We start from the raw sequence: 22781 nt of genomic DNA on the forward strand, positions 1-22781 counted from the left end.
TATTAACATATAGAACCAATTTATTAAATAAAAAATATAGGTTGATGAAAAGACCCACCTGTTTGTTGCCGTTAAAACCATGAGAGGTTGCCCTCTCATGGTTTGATGGTTTTATTAATTTGTTTAGCTTATTCTTCGGTTTCGGTTTCTTCAGTAGTTTCTTCCTCTGTAGTTTCTTCAGTAGCAGCTTCTTGTGATAATTGCTCTAAATATTCATTCATTTCAGGAGCATTCAGTGCTTCTTCAGGTATTTCAAAATCTTCAGCATGGTTAACATTTAAAACTTCCATAACCATGGTAGCTTTCATGCTCTTTAGCATATCTGATACTTCTTGAGGCATTTCGCCTAACAAGTCAGTCATGCTTCCCATCACAAGCTGAATCATTGTACCTAAATCCATTTCATATTTGACAATTTCTTTGGTTTCTTCATCAATGTAAACTATATACTTAGTATCGCCGAAATTTCCGTCTACCAATGCTTTCAATGCTTCATAAGTAGCTTCTTCCTGTTCATTTGTAGGAGCAGGCATATTTTCTAAGCTTTCACCAAGCATATCTTTATAGATTTCGCCTGACATTGTATATTCTAATCTTAAAAGAGTTCTGTCTTTGTCTTTGTATTTACCGAAATATTTAACATCCTTTGTATATTTTTCAGCTGTTTCTTTATTTTTTTCAATTGCTTCTTCATCATATTTCAATAAATCCCCAAACATTTCATTGGCGATAGTTTGCTTCATCCATGTATATGTGCCATTATTATCCATGCTCATATATTGGTTCATACCATTTTCATCAATTGTCATGTACATGTTCATAAAAGGCTGAGACATTTCCTGTCCGGCAATATTCACTAACATATCTGCGTTTATTTTTGCTTTCATAGGATTAACGAATAAAGTCATGTACATGTTCATTTTCATATTCATAGTTTGAACACTGCCTGCCGCATCGGGAACATCCAAAGAGATGTCTACTTTAACATCAGCATCGTAGTTTTTCCAATCAATTGATTTGTTATTAGCTTCGGTAAATATAGCTTTTGCATCAACAGGAGTTGTAGTAATAACTACTGTTTTTAAGGATGCATCCCACTCTACGCTTGAACCGAAAGCTTCAATAACGGCTCTTATAGGAAGATATGTTCTACCGTTAACTATTTTCGCCTGAGTATCTGTAGCTTTTTGTTCTCCGTTTACCAATATGTAGCTTTGATCAATTGGAACTTCAACCTTAATCTCGTCCTTTTCTGCAATTGCAATACGTTCATCATTATTCCAATCCACAGTTGCTCCGTATGACTCAAGAGCTTTTCTGAACGGAACAAGAGTTCTACTGTTCTCATCAACGAAAGGATGTCCTGATTCTTCAGTAAATTCAACCTTTTCAGAATCGATTGCAACTATTATTTCATTATTTTGTGCAAAAACAGTAGTTGATGATAATACTAACATTAGTATTAAGCTGAGTGTAAAAATTGTTTTTTTCATAAATTCCCTCCTAAAAAAATTAGACTGCTTAAGTAAATACTATACTATTGTTAAAGTAAATTCAATGTTTTTTATTTTATATTTTTGGTAATATATGCACAGAAGTACAAAGTAAATCTGTTTAATTTTAGTATATTAAGGTATAATTAAATATATGTGGTATATTAATATTTTGAGGTGAAGTATATGAGCAAAGTTATTGATATAAGCAAAAGCGTATATGAGTTGTGCAGGGAATACCCCGAACTGCAGGAAATATTGGCAAGCATTGGCTTTAAGGATATAACGCTGCCGGGAATGATTAATACGGCAGGGAGAATTATGACGCTGACTAAGGGGTCTAAAGCAAAGGGAATACCTATGGAAAAAATTAAAGAAAAATTAATTCAAAGAGGATTTGAAATTAAAGAATAAGGAGAGATTTTATGAGTGAACATATTAATAACAGGGAATACAGGAAAGAAATAATCAAACAAATTATTAAAGAACTTCATGACGGTAAAAGTGTTGATGAAGTAAAAAGCAGATTTGAAGAAGCTTTCAAAGGGGTTTCGGCTGTGGAAATTACGGAAGCAGAGCAGGCACTTATCAAGGAAGGACTTCCTATAACAGAGGTTCAAAGATTGTGCGATGTGCATTCTGCAGTATTTAAGGGTTCTATAGAAGAAATCCACAGAGAATCAGATCCGACTAAAATACCCGGACATCCTGCTAATGTGTTGTTTCTTGAAAACAGAGAAATTGAAAAGATAATAGAAAATAAAATTAAACCGTACATAGACAATTTATCGGATAAAGAATCAGTTGAAAAATTAAAAGACGGCTTTGAGCAGCTATTAAAAATTGACATTCATTATTCTAAAAAGGAAAATTTATTGTTTCCATACATGGAGAAATACGGAATAACAGCACCTCCAAAGGTTATGTGGGGCGTTGATGATGAAATAAGAGCCGATTTAAAATCAATATATTCTGATTTATCATCCGGACATTTGAATGATGAAATTAAGAAAAGAATCGAGGAAGCATTAACCCGTGTAAATGAAATGATTTTTAAGGAAGAGAATATAATGATTCCGATGCTTTTGGATGTTATGTCACAGGATGAATGGAAAACAGCAGCTGACAACAGCAGTGAAATAGGTCATATGCTCAGATGGGTTCCTGAATGGAAACCGGATGAGGAAGCTAAGGAAGAAATCAAAGAAGAAATGAGCGAGCCGGGAACAATTACATTACCTTCAGGTATATTTAAAGTAAACGAGTTAACTCATATGCTTAACACTCTGCCTTTTGACATTACATTTGTCGGAAGTGATGATACGGTAAAATATTTTTCTGAAAGCAGTGAAAGAATTTTCCCAAGACCAAGAACCATAATAGGAAGAAATATATCAAATTGTCATCCCCCTGCAAGCGTACATATTGTCGAGGAGATTGTAGATGATTTTAAATCAGGTAAAAAGGAACACGAGGATTTCTGGATTAAAATGAAGGATAAATATATACATATACGATATTATGCGGTACGTGATGAAAAAGGTAAATATTTAGGAGTGTTGGAAGTATCACAGGATATCAAGCCCATACAGGAGATTACAGGAGAAAAACGATTAGTAACCGAATAAGGCTGCTTAAAAAGCCCCCTGCGTCGTTGCCACAAGTCGGTCAATCCTCACATATGTCTAATATGCTGCGGTTGCTCGACTTGCGGTGCCTTGCAGGATGAACTTTTTAAACAGCCTTTTTTATTGTCTGTTATTTTTCATTTGCGTTGATTATTTTATGCACCAAGTGTATAATTAAATTAATAAGATTGTGGGGTGGACCGTAATGAAAAAATATGTTCTTGCATTAGATCAGGGAACAACAAGTTCACGAGCTATACTTTTTGACAGGAACGGTGCAATTGTTAATTTGGCAAAAAAAGAATTTAAGCAAGTTTATCCCAAACCGGGATGGGTAGAGCATGATCCCGAAGAAATATGGGAAACGCAGCTGAACTCGGCTATAGAGGCAATAAAGGGCGTTGACCCCGATGAAATTGCATGTATTGGTATTACCAATCAAAGAGAAACAACGGTATTGTGGGATAGAAATACAGGGAAGCCTGTTTATAACGCAATCGTGTGGCAGAGCAGGCAAACATCGGAAATATGTGACGAACTAAAAAAGACGGGAATAGAAACATACATAAATGAAAATACCGGGTTGGTAATTGATGCTTATTTTTCCGGTACAAAAATCAAATGGATACTTGATAATGTACCCGGCGTCAGAGAAAAGGCGGAAAAGGGAGAAGTTTTATTCGGCACTATTGACACATGGCTTATATGGAATTTAAGTGCTAATAAAGTACATGTAACTGATTATTCAAATGCATCAAGAACAATGATTTATAATATAAGAGAGTTAAAATGGGATGAAAAGCTTCTTAAGACCCTTAACATACCTTCAAATATACTTCCGGAGGTTAAAGCATCCTCCGAATTTTATGACAATACAAGAAAAGACTTATTAGGATCTGAAATACCCATATCGGGAATTGCCGGGGATCAGCAATCAGCACTATTTGGTCAGCTTTGCTTTCAGGAGGGAATGGTTAAAAACACATATGGAACCGGTTGCTTCATGCTTATGAATACGGGGGAAAAAATCGTTAAATCGCATAATGGGCTCATTACTACCATTGCCTGGGGAATAGGAGGTAAGGTTGAATATGCACTTGAAGGCTCAATATTTGTGGCGGGTGCAGCAATACAGTGGCTGAGGGATGAGCTGAAGCTTATCCATGATGCCGGAGATTCCGAATACTTTGCCCAAAAAGTGCCTGACAGCAACGGAGTATATGTGGTTCCCGCTTTTACGGGTCTTGGAGCACCGTATTGGGATATGTATGCAAGAGGAGCAATTATAGGTTTAACGCGAGGAGTGAATCGCAATCACATCATAAGGGCGACACTTGAATCAATTGCGTACCAGACTAAAGACATCATTGAGGCCATGGTTGATGATTCAGGAATCAATTTAACTGCATTAAGGGTTGACGGCGGAGCTACGGAAAACAACTTTTTAATGCAATTTCAGTCAGACATACTCAATATAAACATAGAAAGACCTGATGTTACGGAAACTACGGCTCTTGGAGCTGCATATTTAGCCGGTCTGGCTGTAGGCTTGTGGAAATCAAAGGGTGAAATTGTTCAAAACTGGAGTATTGAAAGAAAATTCAGACCTGATATGGACGAGGAAACGAGAGAAGAACTATATAAGGGTTGGAAAAAGGCAGTAAACAGAACGATGTGAAAAAATTAGAGGACAGTCAGAGGGGACGGTTTTAAAATAATATGGAGGAAATAAATATAATGAATAAAAACTTTTTTATTGATAACAGAAAGAAGTTTGCTGAAAAAATGGATGATTACTCAACGGCGGTATTCTTTTCCGGCAAGGCACCGAGAGAAAGTGCAGATCAGGAATATGGATTTTCTGTAGACAGAAATTTCTTTTATTTAACCGGAATCGATATGGAAAATATGGTTTTATTGATAAATAAAATCGCAGGAAAAACTACCGAAATTCTGTATATACCGCCTGTGGATGAGCATTATGAAAAATGGTACGGAATTTTAATGAGAAACGATGAAGCTAAAGAGCTTTCAGGCATTGAATCAATTCAAAACAGATATAGCTTTATGGATGAGCTTGCAAAGAGATTGTCTTCCGCAGACAGACCGGACAACGTATATGTTTTTTCCTATATTGCCGACAAGGATGAACCCTACGACAACTACAGGAGCTTGGCTCATTGGATCAGAAACCAGTATCCTGCAGTAAGTATTAAAAGCTCTTTGGACATTATGTCAGAATTAAGAGGTTCTAAGACAGAGGAAGAAATAAATGAAATAAAGACAGCCATTGGCTATACTAAGGAAGCACTAGAGTTTGTAATGAAAAATTTAAAACCGGGTAAATTCGAATATCAGGTGAGAGCTGATTTTGAATACCAGCTTGGGCTAAGAGGTTCTAAGCCAAGCTTTAAAACAATAGGTGCCTCAGGTGAAAAAGCGGTGATTCTGCATTACATAGATTTAAAACAGAAGATACAGGATAACAGTATGATACTTCTTGACTTAGGCGCGCTTTCCAACAATTATGCATCCGACATCACAAGGACGTATCCCGCAAACGGAAAGTTTACAACGAGACAGAAGGATATATACAGCATAGTTTTAGAGGCGCAAAATGTGGCAATGGATAAAATGCATGTAGGTGCGTCGGAAGAGGATGTAAATAATGCGGTTAAAAAGTATTTCGCAGACAGTTTAAAAGCTATAAATCTCATTAAGGATGATTCCGAAGTCAGTAAATATTATTATCACGGCATAGGTCATCCGTTAGGTCTTGACGTACATGATTTTAGGAGAAGAGATAAGACAATTCAGGAAAACAATGTTTATACTGTCGAACCGGGACTTTACATTAAAGAAGAAGGAATCGGAATCAGAATTGAAGACAATGTATGGGTTACTAAAAAGGGCTTAGTTAACCTTTCCAAAGAAATAATCAAGTCGGTGAATGACATAGAAAACTTTATGAAATAAAGGCAGACAAAAAGCCTTTTTGGTTAAAAGGTTAAAGACGATTCTTTTCATCAGTCGAAAAGGATCGTTTCTTTTAATCCATAATCACCAATCTCAACATTCCAGGTTGTCAAATCCTTACCGTGCCAGTCTGTGCCGCCTGTCTTGATTAAATCGTGCTTTAAAGCAAATTCTTCGTATTTTTTAACTAAAATTTCATCATGGTACGGATAATAAACCTCTAAAGCTCTCAGACCGTGCGGTAAAAGAAGCTCCATTTCTTTTATGTCGGCATCACCGATTCTTGCAGGATGTGCAAAGCTTGCAGTTCCTTTAGCTTGATTTATAACCTCAACAGCTTCCGAAGAGTGTACAGGAAAATTTTCTATAAAATGACCGTTGTAGTGTCTTAATTTAGTATTGAAAAATTCCGGCCAATCCTTTAATGAGTAAGGCACCCCATTTGCTATCATTGCCTTCATAATATCTGACAGAGCTATACATTGCTTGTATTCGGCAAATTTAATTATTTTATTTATATCAAAATTCACATAGTTGTTTTTTAACAACCAATTATAATGCTCTAAGAATGATTTGTTGAAATAATTGCAAATCAAGCTTAACATATCCTGCAGTTGACTGTTGTAAATATCTATGTTGTATCCAAGGATGTGTATCAGGTGTCCGCTAGAAACAGATGATATTTCTACGGCAGGAATAACATTTATATTATTTATGTCTGCCTTTTCTGTTATTTCAACTATACCATAGGTAGTATCATGGTCGGTTAAAGCAATCGTGGGTATATTTTTTTCCTGAACAATTTTAAGTATTTCATCGATGGAATCAGTTCCGTCGGAAAATTTAGAGTGGATGTGTAAATCGATCATTTGCTGCTCCTGCTTTTAATAAACCATTATATCATTTATTGAAATATTTTGCCATAATTTAATCAAATTTTAATAATACGCTAATCAACTGTGAATATAGTATGTGTATTATATGAATAAATTGAATAAAATATATAATAAATAAAAGAGGGAGATGTGAAATGGAAATATTAATCGGAATATTTGTATTTTTTGTATTTATAGTTGCTGCAATAAATATAGGTGTTGTTTTATTAAAGGTTATATTTACGATTATAGGAGCCGTAATAGGACTTTTTGTCATAATATTATTGATACCCTTAGGCATTGGATTTTTATTGATCCCTGCAATAATAATTGGTATAATAATAGCTATTGTTAAGTTGATTCAGTTTATATTCTGATAATTAAAACAAACAGTTGACAAATGTTAAGTATTTATGTATAGTTTTACATAAATAAAATAATACTATATGAATATTAATAAAAAAGCTGTGAAAAGAAGAGTAGCTTGTAAGTTATGACAAAGAGAACCGGAGTAAGGTGCGAGCCGGAGATTGACTTTATAGTGAAGATGGCCTTGGAGCTTCATGCCTGAGCATTTGTTAAGGTTTGACGTGAGTATACGTTATAATACAAGGGTTATATGACCTGTTGAGGCACATATTGCGAAATATGTGCGAATAAGAGTGGTAACGCGGATTTTCGCCTCTTTGCATATGCAAAGAGGCGTTCGATTTTTTTGGTGATTTTTGAAAAACATAGGAGGAAAACATGAATAAAGGAAAATATTATTTAACAACGGCAATCGCCTATACATCCGGCAAGCCCCATATAGGAAACACATATGAAATAGTTCTTGCCGACAGTATCGTCAGATTCAAAAAATTAAACGGATACGATGTTTATTTTCAGACAGGAACAGACGAGCATGGAGAGAAAATTCAGATTAAAGCAGAGGAAGCCGGTAAAACCCCACAGCTTTATGTTGATGAAGTAGCAGGAGAAATCAAACGAATATGGGATTTGATGAACACAAGCTACGACAAATTTGTCAGAACCACAGACCCGGAACACATAAAAACCGTACAAAAAATATTTAAAAAGCTTTATGACCAGGGGGATATTTATAAAGGATATTACGAAGGCTGGTATTGCACACCGGATGAAGCATTTTTTACAGAATCTCAGTTAGTTGACGGAAAATGTCCTGATTGCGGCAGGGATGTGCACATGGCAAGAGAAGAAGCTTATTTCTTTAAAATGAGCAATTATGCCGACAGATTGATGAAACATATTGAAGAAAATCCTAAATTTATTCAACCTGAATCACGTAAAAATGAAATGGTTAATAATTTTATCAAACCTGGATTACAGGATTTGTGTGTTTCAAGAACTTCGTTTAACTGGGGTGTACCCGTTACCTTTGACGAAGGTCATGTTGTTTATGTGTGGATAGATGCTCTGAGTAACTACATTACGTTTTTAGGCTATGATACTGAGGGAAAGCATGGAGCTTTGTTTAATAAATATTGGCCCGCAGACGTTCATTTAATAGGCAAGGATATCTTAAGATTCCATACTATCTATTGGCCGATATTATTGATGGCATTGGATGTGGAGCTTCCAAAACAGGTTTTCGGTCATCCCTGGCTGTTGGTGGGAGAAGGTAAAATGAGCAAGTCAAAAGGTAATGTAATTTATGCTGATGACTTGGTAGATCTGTTTGGTGTAGATGCCATAAGATATTTTGTACTCCATGAAATGCCTTTTGCCAGCGACGGTACATTGACGTACGATCTTATAATTGAAAGAATAAATTCTGATCTGGCTAATATTTTGGGAAATTTAGTAAATAGAACCATCACTATGACCAATAAATATTTTGACGGTGTTATTCTTCCTCCGGAAGAACATGAATCAATAGATGATGAGCTTATTAAGCTAGCGCTTGAAACACCTGTAAGAGTTGAAAAGAAAATGGATGATTTAAAGGTTTCTGATGCTATTGATGAAATTTTCAACCTTCTCAGAAGAAGCAATAAATATATTGATGAAACACAGCCTTGGGTATTGGGCAAGGACGAAAGCAAGAAGAAAAGGCTGGGAACAGTATTATATAATCTGCTTGAATCTATCAGGATTGCAGCAGCTTTACTGGAACCATACCTTCCCGAAACGGCACAGAAGATATTTAAGCAGCTTAATACAGACAAGACAGATTGGGATTCATTATTAAGCTTTAATGGAATGGTGCCGGGACAAAAGGTAGATACTCCTGAAATATTGTTTGCAAGAATAGATGCAGTTAAAAAATTAGAGGAAATCAATAAAATAAATGAAGCTAAATCCGAGGTGAAGGAAGTTATTGAGGTCAAAGAAGGAAAAGAAGATAATTTCATAACTATTGACGATTTTGCTAAATTAGATTTGAGAATTGCTGAAATAGTTAAAGCAGAGAGACATCCTGATGCAGATAAGCTCTTAGTGTTCCAATTAAAGGTTGGAGAAGAAACGAGACAGGTGGTATCGGGTATATCAAAATATTACAGCCCTGAGGATTTAGCAGGTAAAAAGGTTGTAATGGTATACAATTTAAAGCCTGTCGTGCTGAGAGGCATAGAATCCAACGGCATGCTTTTAACTGCTGAAAAGGGTAAAAAATTAACTTTACTTTCCACACTTGAAGATATTGCGGACGGTGCAACGATATCATAGCCATGGATTGTCAATGGGTTAGCAATTGACTTGCAGTGGATTTTCGATAGAGTGAAAAAGGATTTGTATCATGCAAATCCTTTTTTGTAAATGAAATTTGTAGATATTTAACGACAATTGTTGATTTTATTAAAAAAATGATATAATATTATTAATATACTAAAATATTGTGATACAATTAACAAGCAAATATTACATTCCAAATAACAGACAGGGAGGATTTATCATGGGGTACGACATTGATTTTGTTGAAATAAACAGGACTATAACAGATATTATTGATGAGCATATTTTAGTTTGTAGCCCAGATGGACAAATTATATTCTCCAATAAGGCTTTGCAGGATATCCTGAGCTATGATGATATTGAATTAAAACAAAAAAAATTCCTGGAAATTATTGCGGATATTCACATAAGCAGGTCTGAAGCTTTTATTAAATATGCGTCCGAAAGTATTTCTCTTCCGGAGGAGTTTCTGTTCAATGGCAAGCATGGCTTGATAAAGCTGCATGTGAAGATACTTAAAAAGGATAATCTTTTATATATTTATGGTAATGAAAAGTATGCTGAGTATGAGAGAGTAAAGAACAGACTGGACATAGAGATCAAAAATGCTATAAAAATTCATGAACGCTCTCTTCCCGGAAGTCTTCCAAACACAGGAAACATTTCCTTTGCTTCATTATATATTCCCGCACAGGATTTAGGCGGTGATTTGTTTGATGTATTTAAAGTAGACAACGGCTTGTTGAACGATTATTTTGAGCAGTATGTCTGTTTTGTGGCAGATGTGTCGGGACATGGACTAGATAGCGCAATGCTGGCTATTTTTGTTAAGGACACAATAAACAGTTATTTCAGACATAAGCATATACCGGGACAGGTGCTTTCACCCAAAGAAGTTATGAATTTTTTTCTCGAGCAATATATAAAAGAAGGATACCCCACAGAATATCTCGTATGCATTTTTTTTGCGGTATTTGATTTAAAAACAAAGGAGCTGACGTATTGTAACGCTGGTTTCCATATGTGTCCGATATTAGTTGTGGACAAAGACAATATAATTGAGTTGAACGAGGGATATTTTCCGGTTTCTACAGCATTAGATTTTAGCTTGTATAATTATAAGGACCATTCCATAAAGCTGCTTCCGGAAATGACACTGGTTATTATGTCTGACGGGCTGCCGGAGCAAAGATGCGGCAATGAATATTATGAAGGAAGAATGAAAAAGCTCATTAAAAAAATATATAGACTTAAACCGTCACACATTGTCAAGAAAATCCATGAGGATTTTAATGATTTTGTAAAATATGAAAAAATAAATGATGACATAACCTTGGTAGTTGCAAAGTTATCGTAATGATATTTAAGGCAGAAATTAATGAGGAGGGGATTATTATGAAAGAAATATTGGACGGAATTTTAGAAGCAATCGATGATGAAATCAGGGCACAAAAGCATTACAAAATGCTGTTTGAAAAAACAGATGACCCTATGGCAAAAAAATTTTTTGAGCAGTTGGTAACAGACGAAGAAAATCATGAGAAGGCACTGAGAAACAGGTATGAAGCGTTTAAAAAGCTGATGAACGCAGACAAATAAAAACACCACTCCCTCGTGAGCATCAGGGAGTGGTGTTTTTATTTGCTTAATATTTCATTTACGCTTCTTTTTTCCATAAACCGTGAAGGTTGCAGTGCTCGTAAGCAGAAACAACTTCATCACCTTCAGCTAACATGAATACAGCTTTTGGTTCACAGCCCGGCTCTAAGCATTTTCTTTGAGTTCCTTCCTTTGTTTCAAGGTATATCCACTCAATCCAATGCTCGTCAGCCATAGGATGAATTACGCTTCCGACTGTTACGGTTACTTTATTTCCTTCAACTTCTATTACAGGGATGTGTTTTTCATAAGAAGCATCTACCGTACCGGGAATAAGTTCTTTCATATCATTGTCACAGCAAACTAAAGTTCCGCCGCCTTCGTTATATAAGCTTACTAAATTACCGCAAGTTTCACATAAATAAAATTTTGTTTTACACATAGTACCCTCCAAATATTTTAATAGTTCAACAACATTTCTATACCCAATTCCATACACTTTAAAACATATAATATAAAAAACATTAAACAGTTTTTTTATTACGTATTTTTAATGCTATCAAGCTTATAAGTGCCATAGCTATTGCCATGCTTCCAATGCTTAAAATTGTGTTTACTCCTGTTTCAAGAGCTTTTTGTATATCATTCTGAACAAATGCAAGAATTGTTTCATAAAGCCCTAATCCGGGAACGATGGGGATAACACTTGGAAATATAAATATGGTTGCAGGCATTTTTAACCTTCGTGCTAAAATTTCTCCTATGATTGCAATTAAGCAGGTACCAAGAAAGAAACCAAGCAATGAATGCTCTGAAATTATACAGAACTTATATACGGCATATCCCATTGATGCAGTTAATGAAGAATAAATCAAAGATTTTTTTGGAGCATTCATAATTTGTGCAAAAAAGAAAGTTGCTATAAAACAATATATCATTTCTAAAAACATATTCTACTCCTCATTAAGATATGCCTAAAGCATACGCTGTATATATAATTGCTCCGGCTCCGGCGGCCAAGGATGATGCAATCAACAATGCCTCTGTAGCTCTCGTAATTCCGGACAAAAGGTCTCCTCTAATAGTATCTCTTATGGCATTAGTCATAGCAAGTCCGGGTAACAAAGGCATAATTCCTCCCACTATGATATAGTTGTAATTACCCTTTCCAAGCAGGTGTGTAAATGTAATTGCAATAAAGGATAAAAATGCACCTGCAATAATACTTGAAAAAAACTGATATGATTGAAGCTCTTCAAATTTTCCGGAAATTATAGTGACTATTATTCCCGAAAACAGTGCAACAGTAAATTCAAATAAACCTCCTCCAAACAGAAGGGTAAAAAATGCCGAAGAAATACCGCCGTATAACAATGAGTATTTATATTGAATTTTATCATTGCCATATATATCCTCTAATTGAAGCAATGCTTCATCCAAGGTTATCTGTCCTGATGTCAAATTCCTTGAAGTATTATTTACTTCATTAATTTTTTGTAGGTTAATAGTTCTCTTTCTGATTCGTTTAACTATTGTATTGTTTTCTTCTCCATTAACGGAAATAGTAAAATATAATCCCGTCGGGGTAGCAATAGGCTCTATTTCCTTAACTTTGAAGGATTTGCATATGTATTTTATTGTTTCTTCCGCCCTATAGGTTTCTCCACCGTTTTCGATTATTATCTGAGCAGAAAGCTTAAGTATCTTTAATAACTTATTAATATCAAGTTCCATAAATCACCTCAGTAAATATATTTAATTATATCACAATGTTTTATTGAAATTAACTATTTTTGTAATTTTTATTTAAATTAATTTGTTTTGTGATATAATATTAAAAATGACTTGGAGGAGTTTATGAGGGAAAAAGAAGTTAAGGTTCTTAACATCGATAAACAGGATATAGAAAAAAAGCTTATCAGCTTGGGAGCAACTCTTATTAAGGATGAAAATCAGATAAATTACAGATTTGACACGGAAGATGGATGCTTAAAGAAAACATACAACGGATATTTAAGGATTAGGATAACTGAAAACCTTTTAAATGGTGAAATAAAACATACACTGACATTTAAGAAAAGTATTAACAGAGATAAATTAAGAGTTAATGAGGAAATCGAAACAGAAATTTCAGACTGGAACAGCACTGCAAAAATAATAGAGCTTTTAGGCTATAAAATGAAAAGACCCGGTCATAAACACAGAAAGTCATATGAATATGAAGGCATAATATTTGAAATAGATACCTGGGACAAGCAAACATATTCAAAACCGTATCTTGAAATAGAAATGAATTCAGAAGACGAGCTGGAAAAAGCAATTAAATTATTAAATTTAGACAGAAGTAAAATTACTACAAAACCAATTGATGAGCTTAGTAAGGAATAAAGTGGGAGGGAACATGATATTAGTTGTTGATATCGGTAATACCAACATAGTTATAGGAGTTTATGATGGTGATGAGCTCCTTGGTAACTGGAGAATGGTTACAAGAAGTGAGAAAACATCTGATGAATATGGCGTTTTTATTTTAAGCTTATTGAAACACAGTGACATAGAGCATACGAAAATAAGCAGTGCAATTGTGTCATCGGTTGTTCCCAATGTTATGCATTCCTTTGAAAATGCTTTAAAGAAATATTTTAATATTGAACCTTTAATTGTCGGGCCTGGAATTAAGACAGGGATAACAATAGTAACTGACAATCCCAAAGAAGTGGGTGCCGATAGAATTGTCGGTCTTGTGGCCGGTTATGATATATATGGCGGGCCACTGATTGTAATAGATTTTGGTACAGCCACAACATACGATGTAGTAAGCGAAAAGGGAGAATTTAAATATGGTATAACATCTCCCGGAATTCAGATTTCTGCAGATGCATTGTGGCAAAGGACGGCGCAGCTTCCAAGCGTCGAAATTAAAAAACCCTCTTCAATACTTGCAAAAAACACCGTTACAAGCATTCAGGCAGGCTTAGTATATGGATATATCGGGCAGGTTGAATATATTATTAAAAAAATAAAGGAAGAAATGAAAATAGATGATATGAAGGTTATAGCAACAGGCGGATTAGGCAGAATAATATATGAGGAAACCAAGCTAATAGATGTTTACGACCCTCTATTGTTGTTTAAAGGATTAAAAGTAATACATGACAAGAATTGCAAAAAATAAGGCAATAGGGATATCCTTACAGGATATCCTTATGTGCAAGATGCCCGGAAATTTTTTTAGCAGTATCTATAACTATGTTTTTAATAATTTCAATGTACTCCATAGTCATACGCGTTGTTGGTCCTGATACGCTTATACCTGCAACGTACTTTCCTGTATAATCCTTTATCCCTACTGATAAACAACGTGCTCCGAGTTCACACTCTTCATCATCCAAAGCAAAGCCTTGTGCTTTTATATTTTCAAGTTCCCTTAACAGTTCGCTCTTAGATGTTATTGTATTAGGAGTCAGAGCTTTAAGTCCCTTTATTGCTATCATTTGATCCAGTTGCTTTGTGTCATAATTAAGAAGCATTATCTTTCCTATACCTGTACTGTGAATAGGAGCAAGCTTGCCTATTCGCTGGGTTATTTTCAGCATACCATCAGGTCCGTCTATAACATCAATATATACAATTTCCATATCCTGCTCAATAGCTAAGCATACAGATTCATTACATTTTTTTGAAAGCTCAGCCAAATATGGGTGTGCAATATCTCTAATACTTATTTGTGAACTTACAAGACTTCCAATATACATAAATTTAAGGGTTAAAGAATATCTCAACGTAATAGGATCCTGATAAGCATATCCGGATTTCATCAAAGTATTAAGGAATCTCAATGTAGTGCTGGCCGGCATATCTACCTTCAAAGCAATATCCTGAAGTCTTATCGGTTCTCTATGTAGAGCCATGGTTTCTATAATTTGTAATACCTTTTCAACAGACTGATTATTCTTGACTAACTTTTCATTCACAATAAATCTCCTTGAATATAATTTTACTAGGTGAAATTTTATCATGTATTATAAATAAAATCAATATTAATTAATTTATAAAAATATTTAGAAGTTAATATTTATGTTTTTCTTGACACTGCAAAAATTATATAATATATTATAATAAAATTGAATTTCATTAGGTGAAATCAAATAAATTCATAAGGAGCGTTATATGAAAAATAATAAGTTAGTTATGATACCAGGTCCTACTCCGACAGTGAGATCAATTACAGATCAGATGGGGAGAGAAACAGTAGCTTTTGGAGATCCTGCTTTTGTGAGAGATTTCAAAGAATTGGTTATTAACTTAAAAACCTTACTGAAGGCTGACGGTGAATGCTTCGTTGTTGCCGGTTCAGGTACACTGGCAATGGAAATGGCTGTTTCTAACGTGACAAAAAGAGGAGACAACATATTAATAGTTTCAAACGGATTTTTCGGAGACAGATTTATAGACATTTGCGAAAGAAAAGGATTAAATGTTGATTTATTGCAGGCAGCCTGGGGAGAAGTTATATCACCGGAAGAAATAGAAAGCAAATTAAAAGAAAAGCATTATGCCGCAATTACCGTAACACATGTTGACACATCCACAGGTGCGGGTGCACCTATTCAGGAAATCGGAAAGATAATGAGAAATTATCCTGATACGATTTATATAGTTGACGGAGTTGCAGCAACAGCGGGCGAAAGAGAATATGTAGATGATTACGGCATAGACATATTATTTACCGGATCACAAAAAGCATTTGGTGTAGCGCCCGGTCTTCTGATCCTATGGGCAGGTAAAAAAGCATTGGAAAGAAGAAAATCAATAGGAACAATTCCTGAATACTACGTAGATTTTGAAAAATGGATACCGATAATGAACGACCCTGCAAAATACTTTGCTACGCCTGCAGTTAATATGATCTGGGCTTTAAAAGAGTCCGTTAGATTAATAAACGAAGAGGGTGCAGAAGCAAGATACGACAGACATACAAAGGTGTCAGAAGCAATTAATAAGTCCCTTGAAGCAATAGGCTTTAAATTGCTTGCCAATGAAAAAGACAGATGCTCAACTCTTTCTGTTGTTTTATATCCTGAAGGAATCAATGATCTGGAGTTCAGAACCAAATTAGCCGAAGAAGGAGTTATGGCTGCCGGTGCTTTAGCAGCTTATGCAGGAAAAGCATTCAGAGTAGGCCATATGGGAAATATTGATGACCACACAGTATATTCAACAATTGCAGCAATTGAAAGAACATTAATAAAATTAGGATACGAATATGAAAAAGGTATCGGATTAAAAACATTGCTTGAAAATATTTAAAGTATACAAATAGTTTTTGATACAGTATTCGACAATCTGGAATGTCGAATACTGTATTTATGCGGATGTAAAACCTCTTTTGTTTATATGTTCAGGTATTGTGAGGAATCTTATTTTATTTGTATTTTTTCAGACCATTCCTTATCGAGTTTATAACACTTTCGTCCAAGTCGAGCCGATAATTCCTCGATATTGTTTTTTCCGGTTTTGTCGTATCGAAGTCCTGTCCGTTCCACAGTACAGCCAATTTTATTCTTTCATATTCTGCTATTTTATTAAACATATCATCAAACCAGAAAGGTTTATCTCCGCCTGCTTCCGCACAGCTGAATTCCGTAATCATAAACGGATGTTCAAACTGACTTTCATATTCGTAATAGAAATGGTCATATGCTTCGTTAAAGCTTCTCCATGTTTCACCCTTATAATAATTTCCTGTATTATAAGCGGTTAATCCGACTATATCAACGTATTCATCACCGGGATAATAATTCAGGTAATGATTGTATGCATAGTTTGGAAAATCTTTTTCGTTCGGATTCCAGATAAAAATTAAATTATTGACATCATGCTCTTTAAATTTATTATAAATGTATTTCCAGCAATCAATGTATAAATCGGTATCCTTGCCAATGTGAAAAGCAGAATACGTCACCCAGCCTCCGTTCATTTCATTATTTAATCTGAAAAGCACAGGGAAATTATACTCCTTGAAGCCGATTGCAAGATCATTTAAATAATCATCATACTTACCGTCAAGTATGTCTAATGTAATATCCTTTTCTTTGCCGTCTATTTTATCCATTGTATAAAGAGTGTACTCAACAACCTTGTTATGCTTCTTTGCATTATTCATTTGTTCTTGCTTATAGGGCAGTTCAAATCTATTGTACAACAGTACCACGGGGAAATTATAATCGAACATTTCCTCTAAAATTTTCAGGTTTTCATCATGGGCGGGAAACAGCGGCTCAAATATACCAAAGCTTAAGCTTTTATTGTTGATGAAATATTTATCATAAAATTGCTGAGTGAGAGTATCAAATTTTTTCTTAACCGGTTTAAATATCTTATTAGATTTCATTTCGTAGTTTTTATCTATAAACCTAAACATAGGCATAATATGATTTATATCTATGGATTGGGATGATTTGATAAATACAGTTACTATTTCAACCTTGCTTCTCTCAAATGCAATTGTGGCATAATAATTTTTGTCGTTTAAATCATTTGATGTTCTTTCATAAAAGGTAACGTGAGTATTAATTCCGTGGTATTTCTCATCGTATTCTTCGGTGATTTTAAACTCGGAATTTTCTTTAATACCCTTATTACCGTAATTATTATAGATCTCATTCGAATCCAGCGTACCTGCAAAATTATCATACAACACATCAATAACTAAATTATCTGATTCAAATCTGCTTTTTACGCTTATGATATCTTCGTTTAAGCTTAAAGTATTTAACAGAACTATTTCATACCCGTAAGGGTTGTTCGTATATATGTTGTATTCATCAGAATAAGCAGAAAGTTTTGTAATGTATGAATTAGTCACTTGAACCTCTGCAGTCTGAAATTCAAAGGCATAAAAATCATCCGGCTCTGCATTTTTTTCAAAATAGCTTTTAGAAAATAAATATATTAAGACACCGGCAACTATTGGAAGAGTTATTATAATAATTGTCTTTAACTTCATTAGCACCTCTTAAATGTTGTATTTATATTTATTATTAATCTACAACTGTTTTTTATTCTTAACCTTAATTTAGTTATAAAACCTCTAAAAACCTCTTTTAAATTTTAGAAATTATGATATAATAGAACATAGGTTCGAATTAAATGTGAGGAGGTTTGAATTTTGGCTCAAATAATAATGCATATAGATGTAAATTCGGCATTTTTAAGCTGGACTGCCGCATATGAAAAACAAATGGGAATTGACAGAGATATAAGAGAAGTAGCTTCTGTAATAGGAGGAAAAGAAGAAAGTCGTCACGGCATTGTGCTGGCAAAATCTGTTATTGCTAAAAAGTTTAAAATTCAGACCGGAATGTCATTGATGGAGGCAAGAAAGCTTTGCCCTAATTTACTTGTTGTTCCTCCGAATTACAGCATATATGTAAGAGCAAGCAAGATACTCAGGGATTATCTCACAACATACACTCCTGATGTCAGGGTTTTCGGTATAGATGAATGCTTTTTAAGATTTACGGATTTGAAGCGTGAAGAAGCACTTAAATTAGCTTATTAGCGTATTTTACCGATTGTACCAGAGACATTTATAAAAATATTTGCAGTTTATTTGATGAACTGTGGGATAAGAGTCCAATCAGACAGCTTGGGGTTTCTGTTTCGGATCTTGAATTTTCAAATGTTAAGCAATTAAACATTTTTCAGGATGAGTTGAGTGTAAAAAATGAATTGTTGGATAAAGCTGTTGATAAAATAAGAGCTAAATTCGGTGATGAAGCTATAATGAGAGGAGTTTTCGCCAACAGTGATTTAAAGCCAATTTTGGGCGGATATCCGGACGATGAACATCCGGGAATAAGCAGTATTCTATAGAGGGTGAAGAATATGAAAATGACAGTAGAATATGGTTCCTTTTTAAGAAGTAAATTTCACCGGATATTAACGCTTTGACGTAAAAGTCACCAAAGTTTGACTATTGTAATCAAAGATATGAGATGCTATAATTGTGGACATAAGTAAAACTAAATTGGGATGTATCCGCATATATATGCGGAGGACGGGCTATGCCCTTATTTAAGAGGTGTAATTGTGAGTGAAACAGATATATTGGCAGTGAATGCTAAAAACGATGAAGATGTAATGAACAATTTAATTATTCAATATGAAAACTTCATATTGAGGTGCGCATCTGCAGCAGCTCGCAGTTATATTTCAAAAAGTGATGATGAATGGTCAATTGCTATGGCGGCTTTTTCAGAAGCGGTAAAAAAATATTCCTCAGATAAAGGAAGCTTTATAAACTTTGCGGAATTAGTTATAAGAAGGAGAATTATTGACTACATAAGGAGCAAATCGAGATTTGCATCGGAGATAACTGTAAAACCGTCTATTTTTGAATCTGAAGCAGAGGATGAGCAGGATTATGCCATGCAGTCGGAGGTTGCTAAAAAAGTTATATCCGAAGAGGACAACTCCTTAAAAATGGAGATACATCTTATTAACGAGATTTTTGAAGCGTATGGCTTTTCGTTTATGGATTTAACGGAATGTTCTCCAAAGGCAAATAAAACCAAGAAAGCTTGTGCAAAAGCAGTCGTTTATATGATTAATAATCCTATACTTGTAAGCGAGATGAAAATAAAGAGGCAGCTTCCTTTAAGTTTGATTGAAAGAAACACAAGAATACCCCGAAAATTATTGGAACGTCACCGAAAATATATAGTAGCGGCAGTAGAAATAATGTCTGGAGATTATCCTTATTTATCTGAGTATATGGGATATATTCGTGAGGAGTTAGAAAAATGAAAGCAGTAGTTGTAGAAATTAAAGACAAGTTTGTAGCTGTTTTATCCGATGATGGCTGTATATCAAAAATTAAAAACAAAAATTATATTATCGGGCAGGAAATAATACTTAAAAATAATCTTAAATATATTAAAATCGCAGCTTCGTCAGCAGCCTGTTTAATATTGTTTATAACTCCGGTATGGGCATATTTAACTCCTTATTCTTACGTAAGCTTAGATATCAATCCGTCTTTCGAATTCTCAATAAACAGATTTGACAGGGTGCTTCAGGTTAATGCAATCAATGATGACGGACGTGATACTGTTGAGCACATCGATATTTCCAAACTTAAGAATAAGGAAATCGGAGAAGCCGTTAAAAATGTGTTAACTGAATTAAAGGGACAAGGTTATTTAAACAATGCTAAGGAAGACGGTGTAGTAGTTGCTGCATCAAGCAAAAGTCAGGAAAAAACAGATAAGCTCACATCGGCTCTGAAGCTTGCCGTAGAAGAAATAAATATTAAATCAGATAAGGATGATAGCTATAACAATAAAAAGGATAAAACAAACGAAAGAAATAAAGAAGATAAGTCGAATTCCAAAGAAAAAAGAGATTAGACCTGCTACGACAGCTAAACAGGTGGGATTTTTCAGCAATCTAAATTGACAATCGTTTAAACGTATAGTATTATAATTTATGCAGGCGAGAACCTGTGGGACGCAATTGTTCCACAGGTATTTTTGCACTTACAGCATAAGCGACTGACACTATATGAGGTTATGTTATGATAGAGATAGGTATCAGCAGTCTAACTAAAGTATATGGTACAAACAAAATATTTGAAAATGTTACATTTGATGTTAAGACAAAGGACAGAATTGGATTAATAGGACGTAATGGCACCGGTAAATCAACACTTCTAAAAATAATAGCGGGATATGAGGATTATCAAAACGGCCAGGTATTTATGAAAAAGAACTTAACCATAGGCTATTTGAGTCAGATACCAAATTACGAAGATAATAATACAGTGCTTGATGTATTGAATGAAGCATTTGAAAATTTGCATGAAATAAAAAAAGAGATGGATAAAATTGAAAAGACATTTGATTGTTTATCAGGGGATGAGCTTCAAGCTGCAATATATAAGTACAGCTCGTTGCACGATTCTTATGAATTATCCGGTGGTTATAATATCAATGAAAAGATAAACAGAATATTATTTGGCTTGGAAATATCGGAAAGTATGCAGAGAATGGAGTTTAATAAGCTTAGCGGCGGAGAAAAAACGAAAATTGTTTTAGGTAAAATTTTACTTGAAGAACCTGAACTCTTACTGCTGGATGAACCTTCTAATCATCTTGATATTAAATCAGTTGAATGGCTTGAAGGATATTTGAGTACATATAGCGGAACAATCGTAGCAGTTTCCCACGACAGGTATTTTCTTGACAGGGTTGTCAATAAAATTGTTGAGCTTGAATCTGATGGAGCACAAATTTACTTTGGGAATTATTCAAAGTATGTTGCCGAAAAGGAACTTAGATTTTTACAGGCAATGAAGGATTATGAAAATCAGCAGAATAAAATTAAGAAGATGGAAGAGCAAATACAAAGATACCGCATATGGGGAGAAATGCGTGACAGTGATAAAATGTATAAAAGAGCCAAAGAATTAGAAAAGCGGCTTGAGAAAATTGACAAATTGGATAAACCCTTTATAGATAAAAGAACTGCTAACTTCAAAATTATTTCCGTTGAAAGAACGGGTAAGGAAGTTATTAAAGTAAGTGGTATCGAAAAAACATATGATAAAAAATTATTCAGTGATGTAAGCTTTACGCTTTTTTTCAATGACAGCATGTGCATTTTAGGAGAAAACGGAACAGGGAAAACAACCATATTAAAAATAATATTAAATGAAGACGAACCGGATTCAGGAGATGTACAAATCGGTTCAAACGTTAAAATAGGATATTTGTCTCAGGAAGTAAACTTTGAGAATGAAGATGTTTCCATAGTGGATTATTTTTCATATTATTATGGAATTTCTTTAAGAGAAGCAAGGACTGAACTGGCAAAAATATTATTTACCGGTGAGGATGTATTTAAACGTATAAACACGTTGTCTGGAGGTGAAAAGTCAAGGTTGAAGCTGGGCATGTTAATGTATGAAAATGTTAATACATTAATATTGGATGAGCCCACAAACCATCTGGATATAGAATCAAGAGAGGTATTGGAAGAAAGCTTAATCAATTATGCAGGCACCTTGCTTTTTGTATCTCATGACAGATATTTCGTAGATAAAATAGCAACCTGCATAGGTGAGTTAGAAAATAAGGAATTTAAGCTGTACAATTTTGATTACGAAGGATATAAACAGGAAAAACAAAGAATTTCAGAAAGACAACAAGTTGAACATGCGGAAATAAAAAAAGAAAAAACCGTTTCACAAAACAAAGAGAATATGTTAAGAAAAAAGGAAGAGCAAAAAGCTAAAGAAAAGGCGAAAAGAGATTATATAAAGCTTGAAAACAGTATATTAGAGACGGAAAATAAAATAATTGAATTTGAAAATATTCTGAATTTAAGCTCTGATGAATGTGATTTAGATACATACAATAATATTTATAATGAATATACACTTTTAAAAGAGGAAATAGATAAAATGTATTCTGCTTTAGAAAAGCTGCACACAGAAATAGAAGGGTAAT

Annotated in this window: 23 protein-coding genes and 1 other annotated feature; of the genes, 16 read left to right on the plus strand and 7 right to left on the minus strand. The window is 34.3% G+C overall.

The window, feature by feature from the left end:
- Positions 1–128 precede the first annotated feature (128 nt).
- Positions 129–1493, minus strand: a complete 1365-nt coding sequence (locus HZF24_RS00100) for a copper amine oxidase N-terminal domain-containing protein (protein WP_179236224.1) — start codon at positions 1491–1493, stop codon at positions 129–131.
- Between the two features lie 186 nt (positions 1494–1679).
- Here HZF24_RS00100 and HZF24_RS00105 point away from each other — a divergent pair, with 186 nt between their 5' ends.
- The 4 genes from HZF24_RS00105 to HZF24_RS00120 all read left to right on the plus strand — a co-directional run bounded on the left by HZF24_RS00105 (position 1680) and on the right by HZF24_RS00120 (position 6097).
- Positions 1680–1907: a DUF1858 domain-containing protein gene (locus HZF24_RS00105; RefSeq protein ID WP_179236225.1), complete on the plus strand. Its 228-nt coding sequence runs from the start codon at positions 1680–1682 to the stop codon at positions 1905–1907.
- Positions 1908–1918: 11 nt separating this feature from the next.
- Positions 1919–3121, plus strand: a complete 1203-nt coding sequence (locus HZF24_RS00110; RefSeq protein ID WP_179236226.1) for a DUF438 domain-containing protein — start codon at positions 1919–1921, stop codon at positions 3119–3121.
- Positions 3122–3326: 205 nt separating this feature from the next.
- Positions 3327–4799 (plus strand): glycerol kinase GlpK, encoded by a 1473-nt coding sequence (glpK, locus tag HZF24_RS00115; RefSeq protein ID WP_179236227.1) that lies wholly within the window; start codon positions 3327–3329, stop codon positions 4797–4799.
- A gap of 59 nt (positions 4800–4858) precedes the next feature.
- Positions 4859–6097 carry an aminopeptidase P family protein gene (locus tag HZF24_RS00120; protein WP_179236228.1) on the plus strand — a complete coding sequence of 413 codons (1239 nt, stop codon included), beginning with the start codon at positions 4859–4861 and terminating at the stop codon, positions 6095–6097.
- Positions 6098–6147: 50 nt separating this feature from the next.
- On the opposite strand, the gene HZF24_RS00125 is transcribed toward HZF24_RS00120, so the two are convergent.
- Positions 6148–6966, minus strand: a complete 819-nt coding sequence (locus tag HZF24_RS00125) for a PHP domain-containing protein (protein WP_179236229.1) — start codon at positions 6964–6966, stop codon at positions 6148–6150.
- Positions 6967–7127: 161 nt separating this feature from the next.
- Here HZF24_RS00125 and HZF24_RS00130 point away from each other — a divergent pair, with 161 nt between their 5' ends.
- From HZF24_RS00130 to HZF24_RS00145, 4 genes are all read left to right on the plus strand, one after another.
- Positions 7128–7349: a hypothetical protein gene (locus HZF24_RS00130; RefSeq protein WP_179236230.1), complete on the plus strand. Its 222-nt coding sequence runs from the start codon at positions 7128–7130 to the stop codon at positions 7347–7349.
- A gap of 81 nt (positions 7350–7430) precedes the next feature.
- Positions 7431–7661, plus strand: a binding site (T-box leader).
- 58 nt (positions 7662–7719) lie between these two features.
- Positions 7720–9663, plus strand: a complete 1944-nt coding sequence (gene metG, locus HZF24_RS00135; protein WP_179236231.1) for a methionine--tRNA ligase — start codon at positions 7720–7722, stop codon at positions 9661–9663.
- 226 nt (positions 9664–9889) lie between these two features.
- Complete coding sequence (locus tag HZF24_RS00140; protein ID WP_179236232.1) at positions 9890–11026, plus strand: SpoIIE family protein phosphatase; 1137 nt, start codon at positions 9890–9892, stop codon at positions 11024–11026.
- 38 nt (positions 11027–11064) lie between these two features.
- A complete protein-coding gene (locus HZF24_RS00145) occupies positions 11065–11268 on the plus strand; it encodes a ferritin family protein (RefSeq protein ID WP_179236233.1) in 204 nt (67 codons plus the stop codon).
- Positions 11269–11326: 58 nt separating this feature from the next.
- Here HZF24_RS00145 and HZF24_RS00150 read toward each other — a convergent pair whose 3' ends face one another.
- The 3 genes from HZF24_RS00150 to HZF24_RS00160 form a co-directional block, all read right to left on the minus strand.
- Positions 11327–11710 carry a desulfoferrodoxin family protein gene (locus HZF24_RS00150; protein ID WP_179236234.1) on the minus strand — a complete coding sequence of 128 codons (384 nt, stop codon included), beginning with the start codon at positions 11708–11710 and terminating at the stop codon, positions 11327–11329.
- 82 nt (positions 11711–11792) lie between these two features.
- The gene (locus tag HZF24_RS00155) at positions 11793–12218 is read right to left on the minus strand and encodes a threonine/serine exporter family protein (protein ID WP_179236235.1); all 426 of its coding nucleotides are present in this window, start codon (positions 12216–12218) and stop codon (positions 11793–11795) included.
- A 13-nt stretch (positions 12219–12231) separates the two neighbouring features.
- The gene (locus HZF24_RS00160; protein ID WP_179236236.1) at positions 12232–13002 is read right to left on the minus strand and encodes a threonine/serine exporter family protein; all 771 of its coding nucleotides are present in this window, start codon (positions 13000–13002) and stop codon (positions 12232–12234) included.
- A 123-nt stretch (positions 13003–13125) separates the two neighbouring features.
- Here HZF24_RS00160 and HZF24_RS00165 point away from each other — a divergent pair, with 123 nt between their 5' ends.
- Positions 13126–13656: a class IV adenylate cyclase gene (locus HZF24_RS00165; RefSeq protein WP_179236237.1), complete on the plus strand. Its 531-nt coding sequence runs from the start codon at positions 13126–13128 to the stop codon at positions 13654–13656.
- 13 nt (positions 13657–13669) lie between these two features.
- Positions 13670–14443, plus strand: a complete 774-nt coding sequence (locus tag HZF24_RS00170) for a type III pantothenate kinase (protein WP_179236238.1) — start codon at positions 13670–13672, stop codon at positions 14441–14443.
- Between the two features lie 16 nt (positions 14444–14459).
- On the opposite strand, the gene HZF24_RS00175 is transcribed toward HZF24_RS00170, so the two are convergent.
- A complete protein-coding gene (locus tag HZF24_RS00175) occupies positions 14460–15242 on the minus strand; it encodes an IclR family transcriptional regulator (protein WP_179236239.1) in 783 nt (260 codons plus the stop codon).
- A 196-nt stretch (positions 15243–15438) separates the two neighbouring features.
- On the opposite strand from HZF24_RS00175, the gene HZF24_RS00180 reads away from it, so the two are divergent.
- The gene (locus HZF24_RS00180) at positions 15439–16578 is read left to right on the plus strand and encodes a pyridoxal-phosphate-dependent aminotransferase family protein (protein ID WP_179236240.1); all 1140 of its coding nucleotides are present in this window, start codon (positions 15439–15441) and stop codon (positions 16576–16578) included.
- Between the two features lie 115 nt (positions 16579–16693).
- On the opposite strand, the gene HZF24_RS00185 is transcribed toward HZF24_RS00180, so the two are convergent.
- On the minus strand, positions 16694–18277 hold the full coding sequence (locus HZF24_RS00185; RefSeq protein WP_179236241.1) for a glycoside hydrolase family 26 protein: 1584 nt from the start codon (positions 18275–18277) through the stop codon (positions 16694–16696).
- Between the two features lie 162 nt (positions 18278–18439).
- Here HZF24_RS00185 and HZF24_RS18805 point away from each other — a divergent pair, with 162 nt between their 5' ends.
- From HZF24_RS18805 to abc-f, 5 genes are all read left to right on the plus strand, one after another.
- Positions 18440–18832 carry a Y-family DNA polymerase gene (locus tag HZF24_RS18805; RefSeq protein ID WP_218835225.1) on the plus strand — a complete coding sequence of 131 codons (393 nt, stop codon included), beginning with the start codon at positions 18440–18442 and terminating at the stop codon, positions 18830–18832.
- A 152-nt stretch (positions 18833–18984) separates the two neighbouring features.
- Positions 18985–19146 carry a hypothetical protein gene (locus HZF24_RS18835; protein ID WP_246345898.1) on the plus strand — a complete coding sequence of 54 codons (162 nt, stop codon included), beginning with the start codon at positions 18985–18987 and terminating at the stop codon, positions 19144–19146.
- Between the two features lie 216 nt (positions 19147–19362).
- A complete protein-coding gene (gene sigI / locus HZF24_RS00195) occupies positions 19363–20079 on the plus strand; it encodes an RNA polymerase sigma-I factor (RefSeq protein WP_179236242.1) in 717 nt (238 codons plus the stop codon).
- Positions 20076–20681, plus strand: a complete 606-nt coding sequence (locus tag HZF24_RS00200) for an anti-sigma factor domain-containing protein (RefSeq protein ID WP_179236243.1) — start codon at positions 20076–20078, stop codon at positions 20679–20681. Before sigI ends, HZF24_RS00200 begins: the two co-directional genes overlap by 4 nt.
- Positions 20682–20848: 167 nt before the next feature.
- Positions 20849–22780, plus strand: coding sequence for a ribosomal protection-like ABC-F family protein (gene abc-f / locus HZF24_RS00205; RefSeq protein ID WP_179236244.1), 1932 nt, complete (start codon positions 20849–20851; stop codon positions 22778–22780).
- Position 22781: the final 1 nt, after the last annotated feature.

This window comes from Sedimentibacter hydroxybenzoicus DSM 7310 (assembly GCF_013403245.1).
GTDB lineage: Bacteria > Bacillota > Clostridia > Tissierellales > Sedimentibacteraceae > Sedimentibacter > Sedimentibacter hydroxybenzoicus.

Excerpts from the sequence above, each read along its gene's own strand:
- HZF24_RS00100 (WP_179236224.1), bottom strand. The coding sequence starts at position 1,493 with ATGAAAAAAACAATTTTTACACTCAGCTTAATACTAATGTTAGTATTA.
- HZF24_RS00105 (WP_179236225.1), top strand. The coding sequence starts at position 1,680 with ATGAGCAAAGTTATTGATATAAGCAAAAGCGTATATGAGTTGTGCAGG.
- HZF24_RS00110 (WP_179236226.1), top strand. The coding sequence starts at position 1,919 with ATGAGTGAACATATTAATAACAGGGAATACAGGAAAGAAATAATCAAA.
- glpK (WP_179236227.1), top strand. The coding sequence starts at position 3,327 with ATGAAAAAATATGTTCTTGCATTAGATCAGGGAACAACAAGTTCACGA.
- HZF24_RS00120 (WP_179236228.1), top strand. The coding sequence starts at position 4,859 with ATGAATAAAAACTTTTTTATTGATAACAGAAAGAAGTTTGCTGAAAAA.
- HZF24_RS00125 (WP_179236229.1), bottom strand. The coding sequence starts at position 6,966 with ATGATCGATTTACACATCCACTCTAAATTTTCCGACGGAACTGATTCC.
- HZF24_RS00130 (WP_179236230.1), top strand. The coding sequence starts at position 7,128 with ATGGAAATATTAATCGGAATATTTGTATTTTTTGTATTTATAGTTGCT.
- metG (WP_179236231.1), top strand. The coding sequence starts at position 7,720 with ATGAATAAAGGAAAATATTATTTAACAACGGCAATCGCCTATACATCC.
- HZF24_RS00140 (WP_179236232.1), top strand. The coding sequence starts at position 9,890 with ATGGGGTACGACATTGATTTTGTTGAAATAAACAGGACTATAACAGAT.
- HZF24_RS00145 (WP_179236233.1), top strand. The coding sequence starts at position 11,065 with ATGAAAGAAATATTGGACGGAATTTTAGAAGCAATCGATGATGAAATC.
- HZF24_RS00150 (WP_179236234.1), bottom strand. The coding sequence starts at position 11,710 with ATGTGTAAAACAAAATTTTATTTATGTGAAACTTGCGGTAATTTAGTA.
- HZF24_RS00155 (WP_179236235.1), bottom strand. The coding sequence starts at position 12,218 with ATGTTTTTAGAAATGATATATTGTTTTATAGCAACTTTCTTTTTTGCA.
- HZF24_RS00160 (WP_179236236.1), bottom strand. The coding sequence starts at position 13,002 with ATGGAACTTGATATTAATAAGTTATTAAAGATACTTAAGCTTTCTGCT.
- HZF24_RS00165 (WP_179236237.1), top strand. The coding sequence starts at position 13,126 with ATGAGGGAAAAAGAAGTTAAGGTTCTTAACATCGATAAACAGGATATA.
- HZF24_RS00170 (WP_179236238.1), top strand. The coding sequence starts at position 13,670 with ATGATATTAGTTGTTGATATCGGTAATACCAACATAGTTATAGGAGTT.
- HZF24_RS00180 (WP_179236240.1), top strand. The coding sequence starts at position 15,439 with ATGAAAAATAATAAGTTAGTTATGATACCAGGTCCTACTCCGACAGTG.
- HZF24_RS00185 (WP_179236241.1), bottom strand. The coding sequence starts at position 18,277 with ATGAAGTTAAAGACAATTATTATAATAACTCTTCCAATAGTTGCCGGT.
- HZF24_RS00200 (WP_179236243.1), top strand. The coding sequence starts at position 20,076 with ATGAAAGCAGTAGTTGTAGAAATTAAAGACAAGTTTGTAGCTGTTTTA.
- abc-f (WP_179236244.1), top strand. The coding sequence starts at position 20,849 with ATGATAGAGATAGGTATCAGCAGTCTAACTAAAGTATATGGTACAAAC.